Source organism: Acinetobacter sp. 24-47-47, assembly GCF_057737035.1.
The window spans coordinates 1,847,571-1,868,086 of sequence record NZ_CM173216.1; the positions used below are offsets into that span (position 1 = coordinate 1,847,571).

General features: G+C 37.6%; 17 protein-coding genes. 7 read left to right on the plus strand and 10 right to left on the minus strand.

Features of this window, described 5'->3' with window-relative positions; all coding sequences use genetic code 11:
* The first annotated feature begins 273 nt into the window (after positions 1 to 273).
* On the plus strand, positions 274 to 1,479 hold the full coding sequence (locus tag AC1M9E_RS08675) for a DUF1615 domain-containing protein (protein WP_092767037.1): 1,206 nt from the start codon (positions 274 to 276) through the stop codon (positions 1,477 to 1,479).
* Complete coding sequence (locus AC1M9E_RS08680; RefSeq protein WP_481589042.1) at positions 1,446 to 2,093, plus strand: HAD-IB family hydrolase; 648 nt, start codon at positions 1,446 to 1,448, stop codon at positions 2,091 to 2,093. Before AC1M9E_RS08675 ends, AC1M9E_RS08680 begins: the two co-directional genes overlap by 34 nt.
* A gap of 22 nt (positions 2,094 to 2,115) precedes the next feature.
* On the opposite strand, the gene proB is transcribed toward AC1M9E_RS08680, so the two are convergent.
* The gene (gene proB, locus AC1M9E_RS08685; RefSeq protein ID WP_035265485.1) at positions 2,116 to 3,249 is read right to left on the minus strand and encodes a glutamate 5-kinase; all 1,134 of its coding nucleotides are present in this window, start codon (positions 3,247 to 3,249) and stop codon (positions 2,116 to 2,118) included.
* 28 nt (positions 3,250 to 3,277) lie between these two features.
* On the minus strand, positions 3,278 to 4,489 hold the full coding sequence (cgtA, locus tag AC1M9E_RS08690; RefSeq protein WP_488224692.1) for an Obg family GTPase CgtA: 1,212 nt from the start codon (positions 4,487 to 4,489) through the stop codon (positions 3,278 to 3,280).
* A 257-nt stretch (positions 4,490 to 4,746) separates the two neighbouring features.
* On the opposite strand from cgtA, the gene AC1M9E_RS08695 reads away from it, so the two are divergent.
* Positions 4,747 to 5,928 (plus strand): MFS transporter, encoded by a 1,182-nt coding sequence (locus AC1M9E_RS08695; protein ID WP_481607633.1) that lies wholly within the window; start codon positions 4,747 to 4,749, stop codon positions 5,926 to 5,928.
* Between the two features lie 55 nt (positions 5,929 to 5,983).
* Here AC1M9E_RS08695 and AC1M9E_RS08700 read toward each other — a convergent pair whose 3' ends face one another.
* Entirely contained in the window at positions 5,984 to 6,358 is a 375-nt protein-coding gene (locus AC1M9E_RS08700; RefSeq protein ID WP_481607634.1) for a winged helix-turn-helix transcriptional regulator, read from the minus strand.
* A 117-nt stretch (positions 6,359 to 6,475) separates the two neighbouring features.
* Between AC1M9E_RS08700 and AC1M9E_RS08705 the strand changes: the two genes are divergently transcribed.
* A complete protein-coding gene (locus tag AC1M9E_RS08705; protein WP_481607635.1) occupies positions 6,476 to 7,339 on the plus strand; it encodes an SDR family oxidoreductase in 864 nt (287 codons plus the stop codon).
* Between the two features lie 28 nt (positions 7,340 to 7,367).
* Here the strand turns inward: AC1M9E_RS08705 and AC1M9E_RS08710 are convergent, their stop codons facing one another.
* The 7 genes from AC1M9E_RS08710 to uvrB form a co-directional block, all read right to left on the minus strand.
* Positions 7,368 to 8,048, minus strand: a complete 681-nt coding sequence (locus AC1M9E_RS08710) for a hypothetical protein (RefSeq protein WP_481607694.1) — start codon at positions 8,046 to 8,048, stop codon at positions 7,368 to 7,370.
* A gap of 11 nt (positions 8,049 to 8,059) precedes the next feature.
* Complete coding sequence (locus AC1M9E_RS08715) at positions 8,060 to 8,818, minus strand: MFS transporter (RefSeq protein ID WP_481607636.1); 759 nt, start codon at positions 8,816 to 8,818, stop codon at positions 8,060 to 8,062.
* 189 nt (positions 8,819 to 9,007) lie between these two features.
* Positions 9,008 to 10,465, minus strand: coding sequence for a glyceraldehyde-3-phosphate dehydrogenase (locus AC1M9E_RS08720; protein ID WP_481607637.1), 1,458 nt, complete (start codon positions 10,463 to 10,465; stop codon positions 9,008 to 9,010).
* A 245-nt stretch (positions 10,466 to 10,710) separates the two neighbouring features.
* Positions 10,711 to 12,423, minus strand: coding sequence for a hypothetical protein (locus AC1M9E_RS08725; RefSeq protein ID WP_481607638.1), 1,713 nt, complete (start codon positions 12,421 to 12,423; stop codon positions 10,711 to 10,713).
* 157 nt (positions 12,424 to 12,580) lie between these two features.
* A complete protein-coding gene (gene rarD, locus AC1M9E_RS08730; protein ID WP_481607639.1) occupies positions 12,581 to 13,525 on the minus strand; it encodes an EamA family transporter RarD in 945 nt (314 codons plus the stop codon).
* A 106-nt stretch (positions 13,526 to 13,631) separates the two neighbouring features.
* Positions 13,632 to 14,234, minus strand: coding sequence for a lipocalin family protein (locus AC1M9E_RS08735; protein WP_035265500.1), 603 nt, complete (start codon positions 14,232 to 14,234; stop codon positions 13,632 to 13,634).
* A gap of 122 nt (positions 14,235 to 14,356) precedes the next feature.
* Entirely contained in the window at positions 14,357 to 16,378 is a 2,022-nt protein-coding gene (gene uvrB, locus AC1M9E_RS08740) for an excinuclease ABC subunit UvrB (RefSeq protein ID WP_488224693.1), read from the minus strand.
* Positions 16,379 to 16,568: 190 nt separating this feature from the next.
* Here uvrB and AC1M9E_RS08745 point away from each other — a divergent pair, with 190 nt between their 5' ends.
* The 3 genes from AC1M9E_RS08745 (at position 16,569) to AC1M9E_RS08755 (ending at position 20,434) form a co-directional block, all read left to right on the plus strand.
* On the plus strand, positions 16,569 to 17,354 hold the full coding sequence (locus AC1M9E_RS08745) for an A1S_2505 family phage non-structural protein (RefSeq protein ID WP_481607640.1): 786 nt from the start codon (positions 16,569 to 16,571) through the stop codon (positions 17,352 to 17,354).
* A 76-nt stretch (positions 17,355 to 17,430) separates the two neighbouring features.
* On the plus strand, positions 17,431 to 18,846 hold the full coding sequence (locus tag AC1M9E_RS08750) for a sensor domain-containing diguanylate cyclase (protein ID WP_092767051.1): 1,416 nt from the start codon (positions 17,431 to 17,433) through the stop codon (positions 18,844 to 18,846).
* Positions 18,847 to 18,991: 145 nt separating this feature from the next.
* Positions 18,992 to 20,434, plus strand: coding sequence for a sensor domain-containing diguanylate cyclase (locus AC1M9E_RS08755; protein WP_481589035.1), 1,443 nt, complete (start codon positions 18,992 to 18,994; stop codon positions 20,432 to 20,434).
* The last annotated feature ends 82 nt before the right edge of the window (positions 20,435 to 20,516 follow it).

A 20,516-nucleotide genomic window follows, 5' to 3' on the forward strand; every position in this document is an offset into this window, starting at 1 on the left:
CAATGATGATGAAACAGTTTCAGAATGCTTAACTTTTTAAATCTGCACTCATTGAGAGATTGAAATTGGATACAAGCATTAAATTATATAACGTTTGAAACTAAAAATATGTTTTATCTCATTTTGCTTGAATGTTAATGGATGAACTTAAGCTCAAAACTTAGATTTTGATTTGAAGCATGCTGCCATCATCTTGTATACATATAAGTTCTCACAAATCGTGAATGAAATAGTATACTTCGCTAGAATCTTTATCCCTGATACTTTGCATTTATGAAAAATAGCTTTCGCTCTAATGTAATTTTTAAAGCCTGTAGTGTTGCTACATTAAGTTTATTCATGAGTGCTTGTGGTGACTCATCGTGGTGGAACACACAAGACAAAACGATTGATGCAGAACAAATCTCAAAACTCATTCCTGGCCGCGTTAATAATCGTGGTTCATGGGCCGAGGATATTTATAAAATAACCGAGCAACTTGGTATACCTCAAACGAAAGAAAATGTGTGTACCATTATTGCTGTAGTCGATCAAGAATCTAATTTTGTTGCAGATCCCCATGTACCCGGACTAGGTGCCAAAGCAGTGAAAGAAATTGATGATCGTTTAGATGAAAAATTTAAAGATAAATTAGGGGATAGTATCGGAGGCACAGTTGCGGGCTATTTCCAAGAGGTCTTAAAAAATCAGCCAACCCCTGAAGACAACTATCTGAAACAAATGCGGAAAGTGTCTACCGAACGAGAATTAGATGAATTGTATCGTGAGATTTTTGCTCACATGGCAAAACACTACCATGTCAGTGCACTTACTGGTGCAGCTAAACTCGTTGGTCAAGATATTGGTGAAAAACTAAATCCCATTACCACTTTAGGCTCTATGCAAGTTCATATTAGCTATGCAAAAGATCATAAGCGCCAAGGTGGAAGTATCGCTGATCTAAGATCAGACCTTTATAGTCAATATGGCGGACTCTATTATGGTATTCACCGCCTGATGATGTATCCAGCAGATTATGATCAACCCATATATCGCTTTGCAGACTACAATTCAGGCATGTATTCAAGTCGTAACGCCGCTTTCCAAAGCATGCTCAATGAATTAACAGCAGCAGAGTTAACGCTTGATGGCGACTTATTACTGTACAATAAAAATGGCAATCCAAAAGCTGAAAAGAGTCAATCTGAACAAGAACTTATCAATGTATTTGCCGCAAATAATGTATTTATTACACCTCGTCAAATTCGAGCTGATTTAAAGAAAGAAAAAGAGAAAAAGTTTGAAGATACGCAAACTTATAAAGCTGTGACTGAGCTTTACGAAAAGAAAATTGGAAAAGAAAAATTTTATGCCATTATGCCTGAAGTGGTTATTTCAGGTCCTAAGCTTAGTCGCGACTACAACACCAACTGGTTTGCTACGCGAGTTAACGGTCGATATCAAACATGTATGCAGAAAGCAAAAAGAATCAAAACCTAGCATTATTTGATTTTGATGGAACATTATGTGATAAAGATAGTTTTACTAGCTTTATCTTTTACGCCTTATCAAAACGACATATTGTTAAGCAAGGACTAAAAACCTTGCCTTGGATTCAAGCCTATTTTTTAAATATTTACCCCGCGCACGCAATGCGCCCTAAGCTATTCAAGGCAATGTTTACTGGATTTTCTAGGTCTGATGCAGATCCGATTGCACTTGAATACGCCCATTCATTACAACAACACTTAAACTCACCCATTTATGAACAATTAATCAAGCATCAACTCCGTGGTGACCGCATTGCGATTGTCTCTGCATCCATTGATATTTATTTAAAACCCATTTCTCAGATTTTAAATGTAGATTTGATTTGTACTGAAACTGAAGTGCTCAATCAGTTTTATACGGGTCATTATTCTTCTCCTGATTGTAGTGGCGAAGAAAAAAGACAGCGCATACTCAAGCAATATGATGTAGACCAATTTCAATCAATTTATGCTTATGGAAATTCTTATGAGGATCAAGCGATGTTAGATATGGCTGATTATCCTTATATGGTCGGATCATCTCATCAATTACCCGATCTTGACCCACAAAAAAAGCTCGCCTAAGCGAGCTTTTTTTAATAAGAAATTAATAGATCGCCATATGATTGCGATGGATCATTTCTAATGAACGTGCTTCACCTAGAACTTGGTGTACCTTATCTGATGGTAAGCCTTTGACAATTTCAGCGCTACGTGAACTAAAGTTGACACGACCAACTGCGACGCGATGCCGTTGCTGATCCACACACTCCACCACATCACCACGCTCGAAATGCCCTTCAACTGCTTTCACACCTACAGGCAATAAACTCCGATGATTTTCTTTGATTGCTTTCACAGCACCATCATCAATCACCAATCGCCCTGCAGTTTGCAAATGCGCAGCTAACCATTGTTGGTGAGCAGTTATTCGATCATTATCAGTGATAAACAACGTACCCAGCATCTCACCCGACATTAATCGAGTTAACACATGATTACTGTCTCCACTGGCAATCAGTGTAGGACATCCTGATTTCGCGGCTAAACGTGCAGCACGCACTTTGGTCAGCATTCCACCTCGACCAAACTTACCACCACCACCTGCCATATCAAACAAACTTTCATCTAATGCACGAACTGTATGGAACAACTTCGCATTAGGATTTGAACGCGGGTCTGAATCAAACATCCCCTCTTGATCTGTCAATATAATCAGCAAGTCAGCATGAACTTGGCCTGCAACCATTGCAGCTAAAGTATCATTGTCTCCGAATCGAATCTCATCAGTAGATACAGTGTCATTTTCATTAATCACTGGAATCACTTTCCAATCGATTAAATGTTGTAAAGCATCACAAGAATTCAAATAACGGCGACGGTCAGCCAAGTCATCGTGAGTCAATAAAACTTGGGCAGATTGAATATTGTGATTCAATAATACACTTGACCAAGTTTGTATGAGCCCCATTTGACCAATGGCAGCACAAGCTTGAAGACTGGGTAGATCCGTGGGTCGATTCTCAAGTTTCATTCGAACCATACCTTCAGCCACAGCACCGGAAGACACGAGAATAATCTCATGCCCTGCATTGTGTAGATCTGCAATTTGCCCCGCCCAATGCGAGATTGCATCTATATCTAAACCTTTTCCGTTTGCTGTGAGTAAAGATGATCCGATTTTAACAACGATTCTTTTGCAACCCTTGAGCTGACGTTGCCCATCTACCACTTCTATCATCTTGTCCTCTGTCTCTTATATAAAGAGATTAACGTACGTAGTACACTTCCATTTCGCCATCATCTTCATCATCGTCAAAATCGTCATCCTCTTGACTGGCAAGACGTTGTTTACGACGCATTTCACGATAAGCCTCTTTAGCGGCAATGGTTTGTTCACGTGTTTCAGCTTCAAGCTGATCACGGAATGCTTGCATTTCTGCTGCATACTCTGGATCTTCAACTTCGCGTTCGCGCTGTTGTTCAATTTGATCCATTAAATAATAAACGACTTCTTTGGTTCCCTCAGACATCAAGCCTGAAGTCTTAAATACTGGACCCTCCCATTTCAACTCTTCAAGGATGTGATTGCACCACTCATCTCTTGAGTCTTCAGGCAACTGATCTACTTTATTTAAAACCAACACCACTGGGAGTTTTGACAATGTTAGAGAGAACTTTAAAAGTTCATTTAAAATTGCCTTAGCATTATAAGCTGGATCTGATCCATCAATTGGCTGTACATCCACGATATGTAGAAGAATACGAGTACGCGCCAAATGTTTTAAGAAGCGAATACCAAGACCTGCACCCTCTGCAGCACCTTCGATCAAACCTGGAATATCAGCCATTACAAATGAACGGTGACGATCTGCATCTACAACACCAAGATTAGGTATCATAGTTGTAAATGGGTAATCTGCTACTTTTGGTTTTGCTGCAGAGACAGCACGAATAAATGTTGATTTGCCCGCATTTGGCATACCTAATAAGCCAACATCTGCCAAGACTTTCAGCTCTAGGCGAATTTCGCGGAACTCACCTTTGTTACCATGTGTACATTTACGCGGAGCACGGTTCGTTGATGACTTAAAGTGAGTGTTACCTAAACCACCGTCACCACCTTGAGCAACAAGAACACGTTGACCATTTTCAATTAAATCACCAATGATGTCGCCAGACTCAGTATCTACAATTGTTGTTCCTACTGGAACATATAGTGTTACGGATTCACCACCGCGACCTGCACAGTTTGCGCCAGCACCATTTTTACCACGTTCAGCACGAAATCTACGGGTATAACGATAATCTACAAGCGTACTGGTGTTGTCATCAGCTTGAATATATACGCTGCCACCACGACCACCATCACCACCATCTGGACCACCAAATGGTACGAATTTTTCACGGCGAAAACTGGCTACGCCATTGCCACCGTCGCCAGCCTCTACGGTAATGACTGCTTCATCAACAAAGCGCATAATGCCAATCCTCTAAAAACTTTAAAACCGCCTATTCTGCCATATTTTAAAGTATTTCTCGACTATATTTATGCAGGTTGAGAATAAGTTAGCGACTTTTTTCATAAATTGAGTCTTTAATATTTTGGTGTATCACTGCATTAAATTTGATTTATTCATTACTCATTGTTTTATCAAATGACATCATTGGTTTTATTTATTTCTGAAACCATAAAATAATGCCTATAGTGCATTAAATTGCACTCTAAGATTTTGACATGGATCGCTCTGCTACCCCTTTATCCTCACAATTCGTGCTTGTTATGGCTTTGGCCTGTGGTGTCTGTGCAGGTTCAGCTTATTTCAATCAACCACTGATTTATTCAATCGAAAGAAGTTTAGAAATTTCGACCAGCCAAGCCGGATTTACCGTAGTTATCGCTCAAGTGGGTTATATGCTCGGACTCATGCTTTTGGTACCCCTTGGAGATTTTTTTAATAAACGAAAACTCATTGTGAGTTTAATGATATTTGCGGCAATTTCGCAGATCCTTTTATCTTTCAGCTCAGATATTAGCACTTTATATATCTTTACCCTCTGTGCAACATTTGGAGCCATATCAGCACAAGTATTAATCCCTTTTGCTTCTTCCATTAGCCCACCTGAATTAAGCTCAGCAGTTGTAGGTAAACTCATGAGCGGACTGGTCATGGGGATTATTTTATCTAGGACATTTGCCGGCTTTGTTTCAACTTATTGGTCTTGGGAAGGCGTTTATTTCAGTAGTGGTATTTTGACTTTATGTTTTGCATGTTTAATGTGGAAAAAACTCCCCAACACTCAACCTGCTTCGCATTTACACGTCACCGATATTTACAAATCACTTTGGAGCATCGCGAAGCATAATCCGCATCTCATACGCCGTGCCTGCGCGGGTGCCCTAGGATTTGGCATTCTATCAATGGTGTTTACATCGATGACTTTTGTTTTAGGGAGTGCCCCATATGAATTTACTGATTTTCAAATTGGTCTATTTGGTCTGTTAGGTATTATCGGAATTTATTCCTCGAGTTGGTCTGGTAAAACAGTTGGCAAAGGGAAAGAAGAATTTGTCGCTCAATTATGTATCACCTTGATGCTGTTCACTTGTATTCCATTATATTTCGCGCAACAGAACATCTTCATTTATGCACTTGGCGTATTGATGAGCTATTTTGGTCTCACTGCATTTCATGTTTTAAATCAAAATCTAGTCTATCGTATTGATGGTCAAGCACGCTCACGAATTAATGCTGTCTATATGACCATTTACTTTTCAGGCGCTGCATTAGGTTCTTTAGGTGCTGTTTATGCTTGGGAACATTATGCATGGATTGGTTGCGTTGCTTTGGGACTGTTTTTCTCAATTTTAATTTTATGTATTGATCGTTATGATTTTAAGATCATGAAAACCATATAAACATCTCGCTCAGTACACACTTTAAACTGAGCGATAACGAAATGATGAAATATAACTATCGCGTAATAATTGCCTTACTTTCCAAAATCTCGGGTAAATTTCGCTCAATCCAATGGATCAACTCATTTAATTTCATCGCTGCATTTGAACCCAATACAGTGAGTTGATACTCCACCTTTGGAGGAACTACTGGATAGACAGTGCGCAAAATAAAACCATCTTTTTCTAAGGTTTTTAGTGTCTGAGCCAACATTTTTTCGCTCACCCCCTCAATTCTTTGTTTTAGCTCACTAAAACGATGCACACCATCACTCAAGCAACTTAGGATGAGAACTGACCATTTACTGGTGAGATGCTCCAAAATTTCACGAGAAGGACATTCACTGGATAAAACTTGACCTAATAAATCACTATGCGCATATGTATTCATCATTTTTCTCTTAACAGTTAATAACTTACTTTTAGGTACGTACTTTCATTAAGTAAGTTAACAGATTAATATGCCTTCATCAAGTTTATTTTTTAGCCACAATGAGAGGAAATTAAAATGAAAATTGCGATTACAGGTGCAACTGGTGAATTAGGTCGTTTAGTTGTTCAAGAGCTTAAAAAGCTTCAAAACGAGCATGAAATTATTGCTTTGGTTCGCAACCCAGAAAAAGCTAAAATTTTATTTTCTGAAGGTATTCAAGTACGCAAATTTGATTATGATCTGCCAGATGATCTCGCAAATTCACTTCAGGATGTTGATAAACTCCTGCTCATTTCTGCCAATGAAATTGGTCGTCGCACTCCACAACATAAGGCTGTTATTGATGCTGCGATTCAAGCTAGAGTTCCTCACTTAATCTATACCAGCTTACTGAACGCAGATCATTCTCCGCTTGGCTTAGCCAATGAACATCGAGAAACGGAAAAATTAATACGTGAAAGTTCTATTACCTACACCTTTTTAAGAAATAATTGGTATAGCGAAAACTATTTATCTGCGCTCACCCATCAAATCGAGACAGGCATTGTGTACGGAGCGGCTCAAGATGGTTTAATTAGTTCAGCTTCTCGTTTGGATTATGCCACTGCTGCAGCTCAAATATTAAATGATGAATCCACTCAACATTTCAATAAAGTTTACGAGCTTGCTGGTAGCGAAAGCTTTAGCTTAAAAGATTTTGCGACCCTACTTTCTGAGTTTTCACAACAGCCTGTGAAATATCAAAACTTATCTCCAGAAGATTATCGTCAAGGATTAATTCAAGCTGGTTTACCAGTAGGTCTCATTGACGTCATTGTAGATGCAGATCTTCACACTTCCCATGGTGCGATGTACAGTGAACACAAAGATCTTGAACATTTAATTGGTCGAAAAACCACATCGATTCGTGAAAGCATTCAGCAAGCCCTGAATGCTTAGAGGATAGACTCCCCTTAAAGGGGAGTTTTTACTTTTTAATATTGCGAAGGGGTAAATCCAAGTTCATATCTAAATTCGCCTTTGTTTCTCGCTCCAAGTTATACATTGTTGCTCTAAAACTAGATATATCCTTCATCAAAATTGGATCATTTAAATGCAATACCGGTTTGAAAACATGATCAATATCCACATCAAGCTGCTCATGCAAATCTAAATAGACAGGACCATCAAAATCAATCGTAATCGGAACCTGATAAGTACGCTTTAAATGAAATGGAACTTCAAGCTGAATAGGCAAATCTAAATTTAACGGAAATTTAGGTAAAAATCGTGTTTTATACACCAAATCTGTTGTTGCACTAATTGGAATCGTTTGATCGATTTTTACTTTCGTTTGATAATCCACACTCACAGAAACAGGGACTTCGACTTTAAACTTGAGATTGGTTTTGTATTTACCCTGCAAATCTAAATCAATATTTTCCTGTACTTTAATTTCTGTATTTAATGCGCCAATCGCTTGTACCTCAAGATAATTCCCAACATCAATTTTGGTCGGCAATGATTCTGACAACTGTACACTTGCATTCTTCGCACTGACTTGAACAGATGCTTGAATATTGAGATATAGCCAAAAACCTACGGCAACAATGCTTGCCACGATAATAAATAAGAGCGAACCATATCCCACGATTTTTTTAGCACCCATGCTTCTCGAGCTCACTGGGCTTTCACCGATTCAGCAGATTGATCATCCTTCTGAACTTTAATGGGTGATGCTGCTTCCACTTTTTGATTTTTTTGTAATGTTAAGGTATTGAGTGGGATAACCAACTCACCTTTTTGTATTTTAATTGGCAAAGTATTTTGTACGTTGACTGAAGCTTCTAACGCAGTTTTAATTGGTGCATTCAAATGACCTTCTACTGGTATATCCACATCTAAATCCTTATTTAATGGGATGCGTAGATTCTCTTTTAAATCCGCTTGAACAGGTGCTTGAAATTTCAAGTGAACCATTTGATCTAAGGGAACATCCATTTCAACAGGTACATCAAGTTTAATCGGAATCGTCCCTTTCAATGGCAGTGTAATATCTTTGCCTAAAATGCGAACCTTAACTTTAGTATCCACTGCTAAATTTTGATCCACAATCAAATTTTCACGGACTGGAATAACCGTTTTAATTGGTACTTGATTGTCGAAATGAACCATAGGATTCAATGTTTGTTGTACAGGAATAGAAAGATTTTCACGTATAGGAATGGTCGTTTTCACACGACCTGTCACATTCACATCCAAAGCATCATGGATTTGAACTTTCGCTTGCAATGGCTCTTGAAGATCAATATTCACGGCTTGATCTTCAAGTGGAATGTAAATTTTAAAATGTTGAAAAACCCATAAGGCAATTGCTATACCACTCGCGGCAGCCAAAGCAATCAGCACGAAGCCAATGACAAGATATTTGATGCGCAAAAATATAATCCTTTAACACTTATTTTTTTAATCACCTGCTCACAATCCATATTTTATGTGAACAAATACACAATTTTTCAATATTAAACCACTTATTTTGAAGAAACCATATTGCTCTAAAGTCTTAATTACGTAAATTTAGGCAAATAAAAAAGAGCCTCGAAAGAGGCTCTTTTTATGTCTTACAAATTATGCATTTGTTTCAGCAGGAACTTTTGGATAGCTTACGCCGCCCATTTGTTCAGCAATACGCAGAACTTGGCAGCTATAACCTACTTCGTTGTCGTACCATACATATGCTGTTAAACGGTTACCAGACGTAATTGTTGCTTGCGCATCAAAAACACCTGCAGTGCGTGAACCGATAAAGTCAGATGATACAACTTCAGTAGAGTTTGTATAACCAATTTGACCTTGTAGATTAGAGTTGATAGAAATTTGACGAATATATTCGTTCACTTCATCACGATCAACTTCTTTATCTAAAGTCAGATTAAGGATTGCTAAAGACACGTTAGGTGTTGGAACACGTACAGAGTTACCAGTTAATTTGCCTTTAAGCGCTGGAAGTGCTTTAGCAACTGCTTTAGCAGCACCCGTTTCAGTGATCACCATGTTCAACGTTGCAGCACGGCCACGACGGTCAGCTTTATGGTAGTTGTCGATCAAGTTTTGGTCATTCGTGAATGAGTGAACTGTTTCAACGTGACCATTAATCACTGTATATTTGTCATGAAGTACTTTCAACGTCGGTGTAATCGCGTTTGTAGTACAGCTTGCAGCAGAGATGATTGTATCTTCGTCAAGAATGTCAGCTTGGTTAACACCAAACACAACGTTCTTCATATCACCTTTACCAGGTGCAGTTAAAATTACACGTGCAGCGCCTGGGCATTTAAGGTGCTGAGCAAGACCTTCAGCGTCACGCCATTTACCAGTGTTGTCAATCACCAATGCATTTTCAATACCATATGCAGTGTAATCCACTTCTGATGGATTAGATGCATAGATCACTTTGATGAATTGACCATTCGCAATAATTGCTTCGTTCTCTTCATCTACAGAAATCGTACCTGCAAATGGACCATGAATAGAGTCACGACGAAGTAAAGAAGCACGTTTCTCTAAATCACCATCAGATGATTTACGAACAACAATCGCTTTAAGGTTTAGACCACGACCAAGACCAGACTGACCAATCATAAGACGTGCAAGGATACGACCAATACGACCAAAACCATAAAGCACAACATCTTTATGCTCAACAGATGCAGCATTTCCTTGTAGTGATTTAACAGCGTCAGCAACGAATGCATCTACATCGCCACCTTTTGCTTTAAATTCTACAGCAAGTTTGCCTAAATCGATTTCAGCTGTGCCGATATTTTGTACTTTAACCAATGCTTCAAGGATTGGGAAAGTATCTACAACAGAAAGTTCAACGTCTAAAACACGTGTACGACGGTGAGCTTTAAGAATTTGGATAACCGAGCGGTTAATTAAAGAGCGACCGTATACTGTAGCTACGATGTTTTTTTCACGGTATAACTGACCAACAAGGGCAATCATACGTTCCGCGAGTTCTTCACGGTTTTTCCAGCGACCTTGGTGCTCTGCATGTAGGGCAACGATAGTGTCTTTGCTCACAGATACGTCCTCTAATTAATTGTAAATCTAAGCATAAATTTCAAAACCTCATAATTGTAAAGGAATTAACTCAGAGTTGAAATGAAAACTCGGTTTATTTTTTACTAAAGCAATTTTCTCTTGGTAAAAAATATATTTTAGCCATTGAATTACAATATAATTTTTTTGGTAAATGATTTCATTTAGATATCAAATACTGATCATTAAGCCTACAAATCCAATTTCGTCACTGAGTTGAAGCCTGTTCAACTAAATACTGGTGAAGCCGAAATATCCTGACTCAACATCATATTTAAATCTTCTAAATTAAAATCTTCTAAGTTTTCTGGGAGTTTGACCAATACTGGAAGCTTAGTTAAACCATTTTGCCCCGAAGGGAATGCATAATGTCGTTCAAACTCACTTGTAGCTGAAAAACTTTCGAATTCAATAAATACACTATATTTTCGATAGTTTTTAGGCACACTTAAAATATCTAGATAAGCCTGCTTCTTGATTTTCACCATGGCCAATGAAGTTTGTTGAAGTTCTTTTTCTAACTTTTCTCCAGCCACCATTCTTTTTAAAAATGAGCCTTGAACTTCAGCATAATCTCGTTTCAAACGCATCGTATGAGACAGCATTTCTCGGTAATCTTGAATATGTTGGCTTAAATCTTCTTGTAATGCATTTAACGGTTTCTTGGAGCGCTCATGCATGACTACACGCTCATACATATTCAATGGTACAAATATTTCATCTTTACGCTTTTCAAGTAGTTTTAAATAGGCTAACAACTTGTATTCAAACAATTGGACTGAGGAATTAAAAAATAATGAAGGCTGTTGTTTAAAATCTTTATAATTCGCCAGAATATCTGAAAATATGCGATGCACACTTTTAAACAGATGCTCATATTCTTCAATATGTGATAAATGCTGTTCTAAAGCCACCACGAGAGGTTGTAGCAATTCGACAGTCAATGCTTGCTCAATCTTCCGTAAATGCTGTTTGGCTACAAAATCACTATTACTTCCAGCCATCCCTAAATTTTGTGTCAAAAGCGGTAATATCTTCTGTTCAGCAACATCTTCAAATTCTTGCACAATTTGAATGACATCTTTATGGACTTGATGCTGAATAGTAACCATCATCTGCACGTGTTCCATAAACTGTTTGATATACCCCTCTTCATTGTAACGGCGCATATCCAAAACCAACCCATTGAGATAAATTTGCTGGTTGTATTCCATTCGATCTTCAAATAAAAAACGACGGATCGAAAATGGATTTTGTTCAAACTGACTGGTTGGTGCGATGACGAATAGAAATTCAGAGGTTTTAACAATATCAAAGTGTCGAATGGACTGTTCTTTCAGCAACCATTGTGCAAAAAAAGGATGCTCCATGATCGATGAGCTTCTAGGTAGAAGGGGTTTAAACCAGTACCCCAATAATTGTTGCTTAATAAATACCTCTATCATAAAGCTCTTAATCTGAGCTGAAGTTAACTGACGAGCTCCAACTGGTGTTTCAAGATTTAATTCACGAATTAACTTAGCAACATCTTGCAAAAAAACCCGACGCATTAACATTTTTTCGCGTTGTAATTTTAAATTGTCCTCAACAGCAATTAGGTCAATTTGATACAGCGCATTTTCTAAATAGTCTGCCACTTGTACGCAATCCGTCATCTCCTTCAACCATTGGATAGATTGACATAACTTTGCTGCAATGGAGCGCATTCTTTCACTAGAAAAACTATGCTTTAAAATTCCCAGCGACGTCGTGACTTTATATTCGAATGTGTTATTCACACGATTCCAAAATATATCTTTAGGTTTGAGAATTTGACGATCAATTTCTTCGCGAACGTCACTATCTGAATGTTGAAATATACGCTCTAAGAGTCTTTGCCAGTTTAAATCCAGACTAGGCTCCATCTGTAATAATGCTGCTCTTGTTTGGTACTGAATCATGATTGTTAAATTAGAATTATTATTGATTTAACAAATTTACCACATTTTTATGTTTTAGTTAATTATGTCACAAATATTTTTAAAGAATAAGTAATTATTCTTATCATTCAGTCAAAAACTCTTATGTACAACTCATGCTTATGTAATGATATGAAACTTAGTGCTCATCTTTTTTGGCTAGACGCGATTGTAGTTTCTTATGTTGATATTGAAGTAACTTTTCAGTTCTTCTTTGACGATAGAGATAAATTGTACCTTCCAAAATAAGGAGCAATACAGCAAACCAAATTGGAATATAAGTCAACCATTCTCCTGCTTCCACGCGTTCACCCATTGCTATTGATGCTCCTGCCAACAAAATTGGCTCTAAATAACTCAATAACCCAAAAATCACAAATGGAAGATATCTGCTCGCCAAGATGTAACTTCCAAGCCCTAAGGCACTTAAGCAACCTAGACCTAGTACAGCTAAAATGAGATATTTAAACTCAATAATCAGGGGCAATGTGTTTGAATAAAAAAATGCTAGAAAAATAGCAACTGGAATCACCAGCAATAAATCCCACCAGAATCCACCTAAATGATCTGTTCCAAATTTTCTTCTTAAAAAAAAGTAGATCGGATAAGCCACAGCAACATACATGGTCTCCCATGCCACAGTACCGATGCGCCAGATTTCATGGCTGACACCAAGAATTGCAAAAAACACTGCTGCAATTTGCCACTTTGAGAGCTTTTCTTTGTAAAGAACGCAACCAAAGAGAACCATCACCAGAGGCAACAAAAAATATCCTAAAGAAACCTCAAGCCCCCGACCATTGATTGGTCCCCACAAAAATAACCAGAGTTGAGTTGTACACAAAAACGAACTGATCAAGAGCCAAATTAAAATAGATGGTTGTTTGCAAATTTTATTATAAATTTCTCGAACATATTTTAGATCACCCGACCACCACATAAACAGCGTTAAAAAAGGTAATGTTGCTAACATTCGCCAAGCAAAGGTCTGCTCACTGTCTAGTGGTCTTAGAAAATACGTATAAAAATATAGCACCCCAAATGTCACTGATGCCATAACTGACAATGCTATACCTTTTAACATATCTGAACCTAAATTTTACCAAACGATATTATAGCTATAATTCATATCAATAGATGTCGATGCATAAAAAAACCACGCTTTAGCGTGGTTCTCATCATTTTCAACATTATTTTGTTGAACCAGGTTGTTGACCCGTTTGCTTTGTACGTATCACATCACTTAAGTCATAACCAACAGATTTAGCATAATCAAGATACTCATTCACGACTGCTTGATCAGGATTATGCGTGCGAGAAAGTACCCACATATACTTACGTTTAGGCTCACCCACGAGTACAGTTTGATAATCCTCATCCAGTTTCAGCACCCAGTAGTCGCCACGACCAACTGGTAACCATCGAATAGCACTCGGCAAAAAACTGACTTTCAATTTTGTATTAAATGGCTGATTTTGTACAAATGCCTCACCCACTGACTGGGTAACTTTACCGTCAGCGGTAAAACAACGGTTATCAACAGTCACATTACCATTTTCATTTAATGTATATGTCGCAGTTACATCACGATCACACTTGTTTTGGAAATAAAGTGGCTTACGTGCTACTTCATACCAAACACCTAAGTATTTATCGAGTTCAACTTTTTCAACAGTATTGAGTGGCTTGTCCTGAGCATAAACCATCGTTGCTGCCCCTAAACCAACCAATAAGGCACCACCCAATACAATCTTGCTAACATTGAAACCAGCAGATGGGAGACTCTTGATCATCTAAATAACCCCTATTTATTGAATTTGTTTGTGAGTATTCATTTACTCTTCAACAATAACGGTTATTTTTCGGCTTAATGTTACGTTATGTGATGATTTTACAGTGTTTTTTGTAAATTAAATCACTGAATTAACTGTGCTTTTAAACGCACGATCTCATCACGGAAACGCGCTGCTTGCTCAAACTGAAGCTCTTTCGAAGCTTTGAGCATTTCTTTCTCTAATTTAGCCAAATGTTTTGCCAATAGTTTTGGATCGGAAACTATATGGCGCTCATCCGCACTTAATGCACGTGCTTGTCCCGATACACTCTCATCAATTGACTCATCATCATACACTTCACCAGTATCAATTTCTTTGATGACTTGGCGGACTGCTGAACGCGGAGTGATGCCATGTTCTAAGTTAAAATTAATTTGTTTGGTACGGCGACGCTCCGTTTCATCAATCGCTTTTTGCATTGAATCCGTAATCCGATCCGCATATAAAATAGCCTTTCCTTCAACATTTCGAGCAGCACGACCAATGGTTTGGATAAGTGAACGTTCTGAGCGTAAAAAGCCTTCTTTATCGGCATCTAATATTGCAACTAAAGATACCTCAGGCATGTCTAAACCTTCACGGAGTAAGTTAATTCCAATCAAAGCATCGTAGACACCTGTTCGTAATTCATGAATAATCTTCACACGTTCAACAGTATCGATATCAGAGTGCAGATAAGCCACTTTGATCCCGTACTCTTTTAAATATGACGTCAAATCTTCAGCCATGCGTTTGGTTAACGTTGTGACCAAGACACGTTCATTTTTGTCTTTACGTTGATTAATCTCCGAAAGAACATCGTCCACCTGAGTCAATACTGGACGAATTTCAATGACGGGGTCAATCAACCCTGTTGGACGCACCACCTGCTCAGCAATTTGTTCTGATTTTTCTAATTCATAATTGGCAGGCGTCGCACTGACATAAATTGTAGTAGGAATAATACGTTCCCACTCTTCAAACTTCATTGGTCGATTATCCAATGCACTTGGCAAGCGGAAACCATAATTCACTAGATTTTCTTTACGTGAACGATCGCCTTTATACATCGCACCAATTTGAGGAACCGTAACATGCGATTCATCAATAATAAGTAATGCATCCTCAGGCAGGTAGTCGAAAAGCGTTGGCGGGGCCTCTCCAGCTGGTCGACCTGATAAATGTCTCGAGTAATTCTCAATACCATTGGTATAACCAAGCTGTTGCATCATCTCAAGGTCATATCGAGTACGCTGTTCAATACGTTGAGCTTCAAGCAATTTATCTTCAGCTCTGAAATATGCCAAGCGCTCTTTGAGTTCTTCACGAATCGTTTCGATGGCACGCTGCAAGTTATCTTTAGGCGTCACATAGTGACTTTTTGGATAAATCGTAATTCGTGGGACTTTACGAATCATTTTTCCAGTCAAGGGATCAAACCAGCGGATCGAATCCACTTCATCATCAAATAGCTCAATCCGCACTGCATTTTGTTCTGACTCTGCGGGGAAAATATCAAGAATTTCTCCACGAATTCGATAAGTACCTCGTAAAAATTCGAGTTCATTACGCGTATATTGCATTTCTACCAATCGACGAATCAACTCATCACGGCTGACTCGATCACCTGTCACAATATGTAGGAGCATATTCATATATGCATTAGGATCACCTAAACCATAAATGGCGGATACCGAAGCAACGATAATAGCATCCTTACGCTCAAGCAAAGCACGCGTTGCAGACAACCGCATCTGATCGATGTGATCATTGATAGCAGAATCCTTTTCAATAAAAGTATCAGATGACGGTACGTATGCTTCTGGCTGATAGTAATCGTAATAACTTACAAAATACTCAACAGCATTATGTGGAAAAAATGCTTTAAATTCTCCATAGAGTTGAGCCGCAAGGGTTTTGTTATGTGCCATTACTATAGTAGGACGTTGTAATTGCATAATCACATTCGCCATCGTATAGGTCTTACCAGAGCCTGTTACCCCTAGTAGCAATTGATCCTTAAAACCTTGTTGTACTCCTTTAACAAGTTTCTCAATCGCTTGAGGTTGATCTCCTGCAGGCTCGTAATTAGTTACTAATTCAAATGGATGACTGTCACTCACTCGATAATTCTCGCTATACGGATGATGAAAATATGCAATAACACTGGTAATGCATGGCTTGCTTGCTCAAATCTTTATGATTTACTCATCTGATGATGAGGGTGAAAACCATAAATTCAATCAATTTTACTTGACCCTTACAGCAATCAATTGCACCATGAACTTAAATTGCATGTTGATGTAAAAAACTATGACTTACCAATATCACGATGAAACGATTATCAACAGTTTAAAGGAAGATACAGTATTTGTATTTGGTAGTAATTTAGCAGGCACTCATGCAGGTGGTGCTGCAAAAATTGCACTTCAACATTTCGGTGCGATTAAAGGTGCTGGCCGCGGATGGGCTGGACAGAGCTATGCAATACCCACCATGAATGAGCATTTGCAACAAATGCCTCTATCCCAGATTGAACACTACATCAATGATTTTAAGATCTATACAAAAAACCACCCCAAGATTAAGTATTTTATTACAGCCGTTGGTTGTGGTGTAGCAGGTTACAAAGTTGCTGAAATAGCCCCCATGTTCAAAGGTATATCAAAAAATGTGATTTTCCCGATTTCGTTTAAACCTTTCGTTGAACGAACCTTTCCTAAATTAAACCAACCTTTATTACATGCCATTTTTTCTTCCGAACTACTGTTCGCGGATTCTTTAGAAACGGCATTTGAGCAACTTAATTTAAATGAATCTGAAAAGAAACTAGCCAATATTTTGATTGAAACGCCGATGTTCCCCGTGGATAGTAATGGACGTGAACGCATATTTGAAATCGAAGATATCCTCTATCATCTAAAAGATCAAACCTTCCAATATGAACCGAAGTCCGATCGTGCATTCATGTTGGGTGGTGTGGTATTGGCTTTACTTGAACTCTACCAAATTAATGAACAAGATTTTGTTGATGTTTGGCAAGGGCTTAAGTCAATTTCTGCGCCAAAACCTGAGCATCGAGCAAAAAAATCAGTTTAATAAGATGTTGATTTTATAAAATTCATTCACTTATATTGTATAAATGAATGAATTTTAAACACCAAGGCTCGCATCTATGGATCATTTAGATCTGACCATCTTTGATTTATCTCCAATTGCGATGTGGCTACAAGACTTCAGCGGTGTTAAACAAATTTTCGAACAATGGACTGCTGAAGGTATTGAAGATATTGAAGCATATTTAATGGAGGATCACAGTCGTCTCCACCTTTGCTTGAGTACGATTCATACCTTACGTGTTAACCAAAGTACGCTTAAACTGTATGAAGCAAAAAACTTAGAAGAAATTTTAGAAAGTTTTCAGAAGTTCCTTCATCCTGAAGTCAGCACTTTCCAAATCCAATTTTTTGTATCACTTTGGAAGAATACTGAACATCATATTCCAGTGATCAATTATACGACCAATGGAAAGCGTTTAGATGTTCAATTACGCGGTATGAAATTAAAAGGTTATGAGGATAATTGGAAATGCCTACTCATGACCACCGAAGATATTTCCCAATATCAAAAAGCACGTCATTTTGCCGAATCTTTATTTACTTATAATCCAACAGCACTATGGATCATGGATTTTAGCCAAATTAAAAAAAGATTTGAGCTGCTCCGTTTGCAAAACATTGAGAATTTAGACCAACACATTCATCAACATCCAGAATTTGTTGTGGAATGCTTTGAGCAAATAAATTTCATTGATGTCAATGAAGCGGCGCTCAAACTTTTTGCTGTGAAAGATAAATCTCAATTTTTACATCATTCTCATGATTTATTTGATATTAAACGTTTGGAAAATTTTAAAAGCCAGTTACTACAATTGTGGAATCATGAAGAATATCAACAGCGAGAAAGTAGTTTCTACAACGCGAATGGAGAACAAATCTTCGTTTTAGAACAATTAAATATTTTTCCACATAATTTAGATGATTGGGCGGTGATACAAGTCGCCCTTACAGATATCACTGAGCGAAAAAAATTAGAAAATCACTTACATTATTTGGGTCAACATGACATTTTAACGGATTTACATAACAGAACTTATTTTAATGAAGAAATTGAACGGATTGAGCAACTTGATCTCTATCCAGTGTCTTGTATTTACATTGACATGAACGGTTTAAAAATCATCAATGATCAGTTCGGACATGATGTCGGTGATCAGTATCTAAAAAACTTTGCCGAAATTCTTCAATTTGTCACTCACAAAAAAGATTTTTCAATTTCTAGAATAGGTGGCGATGAATTTGTATTGTTGATGCCTCATGCCGATGTTGAGCAAGTTAAAATCCTTGTTCATGATCTTGAAACTCAAATACATCAACATAATCTAGATCACCCTCATCTTTCTATCAGCGTTTCACTCGGACATGCCACAAGACTTAAAGGCGAAACCTTAGAAGATATGTTACGCCGTGCAGATAAATGCATGTATATTAACAAGCATCATTTTTATCAAAATAAAAATCTAACGAATTGAGCTTAGGATTTAGCTCAACGTTAGCTTAGCTTAAAAAAGTGTCTTAAATCACGTAAATAATAAAAAATTTGAATTTTATATCAAAATAATTTAGTGCTATATTATCCACAATTTATTGTTTTAAAAGAAAAGTTCAAGGATAGTTATGGAGATACTTGATTCATCAATTTTTGATTTATCTCCTATCCCAATGTGGTTGGAAGATTTTAGTGCCATTCAAACCATCTTTAACCAATGGCGTAGTGATGGGGTTACTGATTTAGCTTTACATCTGCAGCAAAATCCAGATCTTGTGACTTTATGCGCACATCAAATTAAGATTGTTAAAGTAAATCAAAAAACACTCGATCTTTTTGAAGCACAAAGCCTTAAACATCTCACCCAAAATTTAAGCACCATTTTCCAACATCAAATGTTTGATGCACATGTAGCGGAATTAGTTGCACTTTGGAAGGGTGAATTAGAGTTTACAAGTACAACCACTAATTTCACCTTGAGTGGTCAACCCTTAGACATAAAACTGCGAGCTGTCGTTTTACCTGGTTCAGAACAAAGTTTAGACCGTATTTTGCTTACTACAGAAGATATTAGTGGTTATATGCAAGCTCGGCGTTTAGAAGAAAAAAATCGTCGATTAGCTGAAGCAAGATTTAGTTATTCACCCACATCATTATGGGTTGAAGACTTTAGTCGCATTAAATTAAGACTCGATCATCTTAAATCAATTGGTATTGATGATTTCAGAACTTTTTTAGATGTGCATCAAGATTTCGTACAACAATGCATTGAAGACATTGTATTACTTGACGTCAACCAAGCAACATTGGATTTGTTCAAGGCATCGACGAAATCAGATTTATTTCAAAATCTAAAAAAAGTTTTCTCGAAAGAAATGCATCAAACTTTTAAGGAACAATTGATCGAACTATGGAATGGGAAAATTCATCATAGTCGTGAAGCGATCAATTATGCTTTGGATGGTTCAATTCGCTATGTTTTACTTCAATTCACTGTGTTTCCAGGTTATGAAGAAGATTGGGGACTTGTACAACTTGCCCTAACGGACATTACAGCGCGAAAAAAAGCTGAGAGCTATTTAGAATATTTAGGTAAACACGACGTTTTAACAAAACTCAAAAATCGCTCGTTCTACACTGAAGAAATCCATCGATTGGAACGCGCACTTATTCGCCCAGTTTCTGCAATTTTTCTAGATATGAATGGCCTTAAACCGATTAATGATCAATTTGGTCATGATGTAGGTGATGAGATTTTACGCAGAATGGGTAATATCTTAAGTAGAACGATTCACAATACCAGTTATACAGCCTCTCGAATTGGAGGTGATGAATTTGTTATCCTGATGCAAGGTGCAAATGAAACTACCGTTCAGTCGACGATTTTGACCATTCAAGAATTATTGAATATCGATAATCAATATTATTCTAACCATATCATCAGTGCATCAATGGGATTTGCTACAAGCCTTGAGAATGAAACAATTGAGGATATGTTAAAGCGTGCAGACCAATCCATGTATGATCACAAGAGACAATACTACAAATATTTATCCAATAAAAATCAATAATTTACAGTATTTATATTTTTAGATCATACATTTTATTTGCCCTTGAAACACTAGTCATTGCACTGGTGTTTTTTTTTAAAAA

What these genes read in the sequence shown, in the direction of transcription:
- AC1M9E_RS08710 (WP_481607694.1), bottom strand. Translation starts at nt 8,048, where the DNA reads ATGGGTGCTAAAAAAATCGTGGGATATGGTTCGCTCTTATTTATTATC.
- AC1M9E_RS08755 (WP_481589035.1), top strand. Translation starts at nt 18,992, where the DNA reads ATGGAGATACTTGATTCATCAATTTTTGATTTATCTCCTATCCCAATG.
- AC1M9E_RS08745 (WP_481607640.1), top strand. Translation starts at nt 16,569, where the DNA reads ATGACTTACCAATATCACGATGAAACGATTATCAACAGTTTAAAGGAA.
- AC1M9E_RS08735 (WP_035265500.1), bottom strand. Translation starts at nt 14,234, where the DNA reads ATGATCAAGAGTCTCCCATCTGCTGGTTTCAATGTTAGCAAGATTGTA.
- cgtA (WP_488224692.1), bottom strand. Translation starts at nt 4,489, where the DNA reads ATGCGCTTTGTTGATGAAGCAGTCATTACCGTAGAGGCTGGCGACGGT.
- AC1M9E_RS08680 (WP_481589042.1), top strand. Translation starts at nt 1,446, where the DNA reads ATGTATGCAGAAAGCAAAAAGAATCAAAACCTAGCATTATTTGATTTT.
- AC1M9E_RS08725 (WP_481607638.1), bottom strand. Translation starts at nt 12,423, where the DNA reads ATGATTCAGTACCAAACAAGAGCAGCATTATTACAGATGGAGCCTAGT.
- AC1M9E_RS08675 (WP_092767037.1), top strand. Translation starts at nt 274, where the DNA reads ATGAAAAATAGCTTTCGCTCTAATGTAATTTTTAAAGCCTGTAGTGTT.
- AC1M9E_RS08695 (WP_481607633.1), top strand. Translation starts at nt 4,747, where the DNA reads ATGGATCGCTCTGCTACCCCTTTATCCTCACAATTCGTGCTTGTTATG.
- rarD (WP_481607639.1), bottom strand. Translation starts at nt 13,525, where the DNA reads ATGTTAAAAGGTATAGCATTGTCAGTTATGGCATCAGTGACATTTGGG.
- AC1M9E_RS08705 (WP_481607635.1), top strand. Translation starts at nt 6,476, where the DNA reads ATGAAAATTGCGATTACAGGTGCAACTGGTGAATTAGGTCGTTTAGTT.
- AC1M9E_RS08750 (WP_092767051.1), top strand. Translation starts at nt 17,431, where the DNA reads ATGGATCATTTAGATCTGACCATCTTTGATTTATCTCCAATTGCGATG.
- proB (WP_035265485.1), bottom strand. Translation starts at nt 3,249, where the DNA reads ATGATAGAAGTGGTAGATGGGCAACGTCAGCTCAAGGGTTGCAAAAGA.
- AC1M9E_RS08700 (WP_481607634.1), bottom strand. Translation starts at nt 6,358, where the DNA reads ATGAATACATATGCGCATAGTGATTTATTAGGTCAAGTTTTATCCAGT.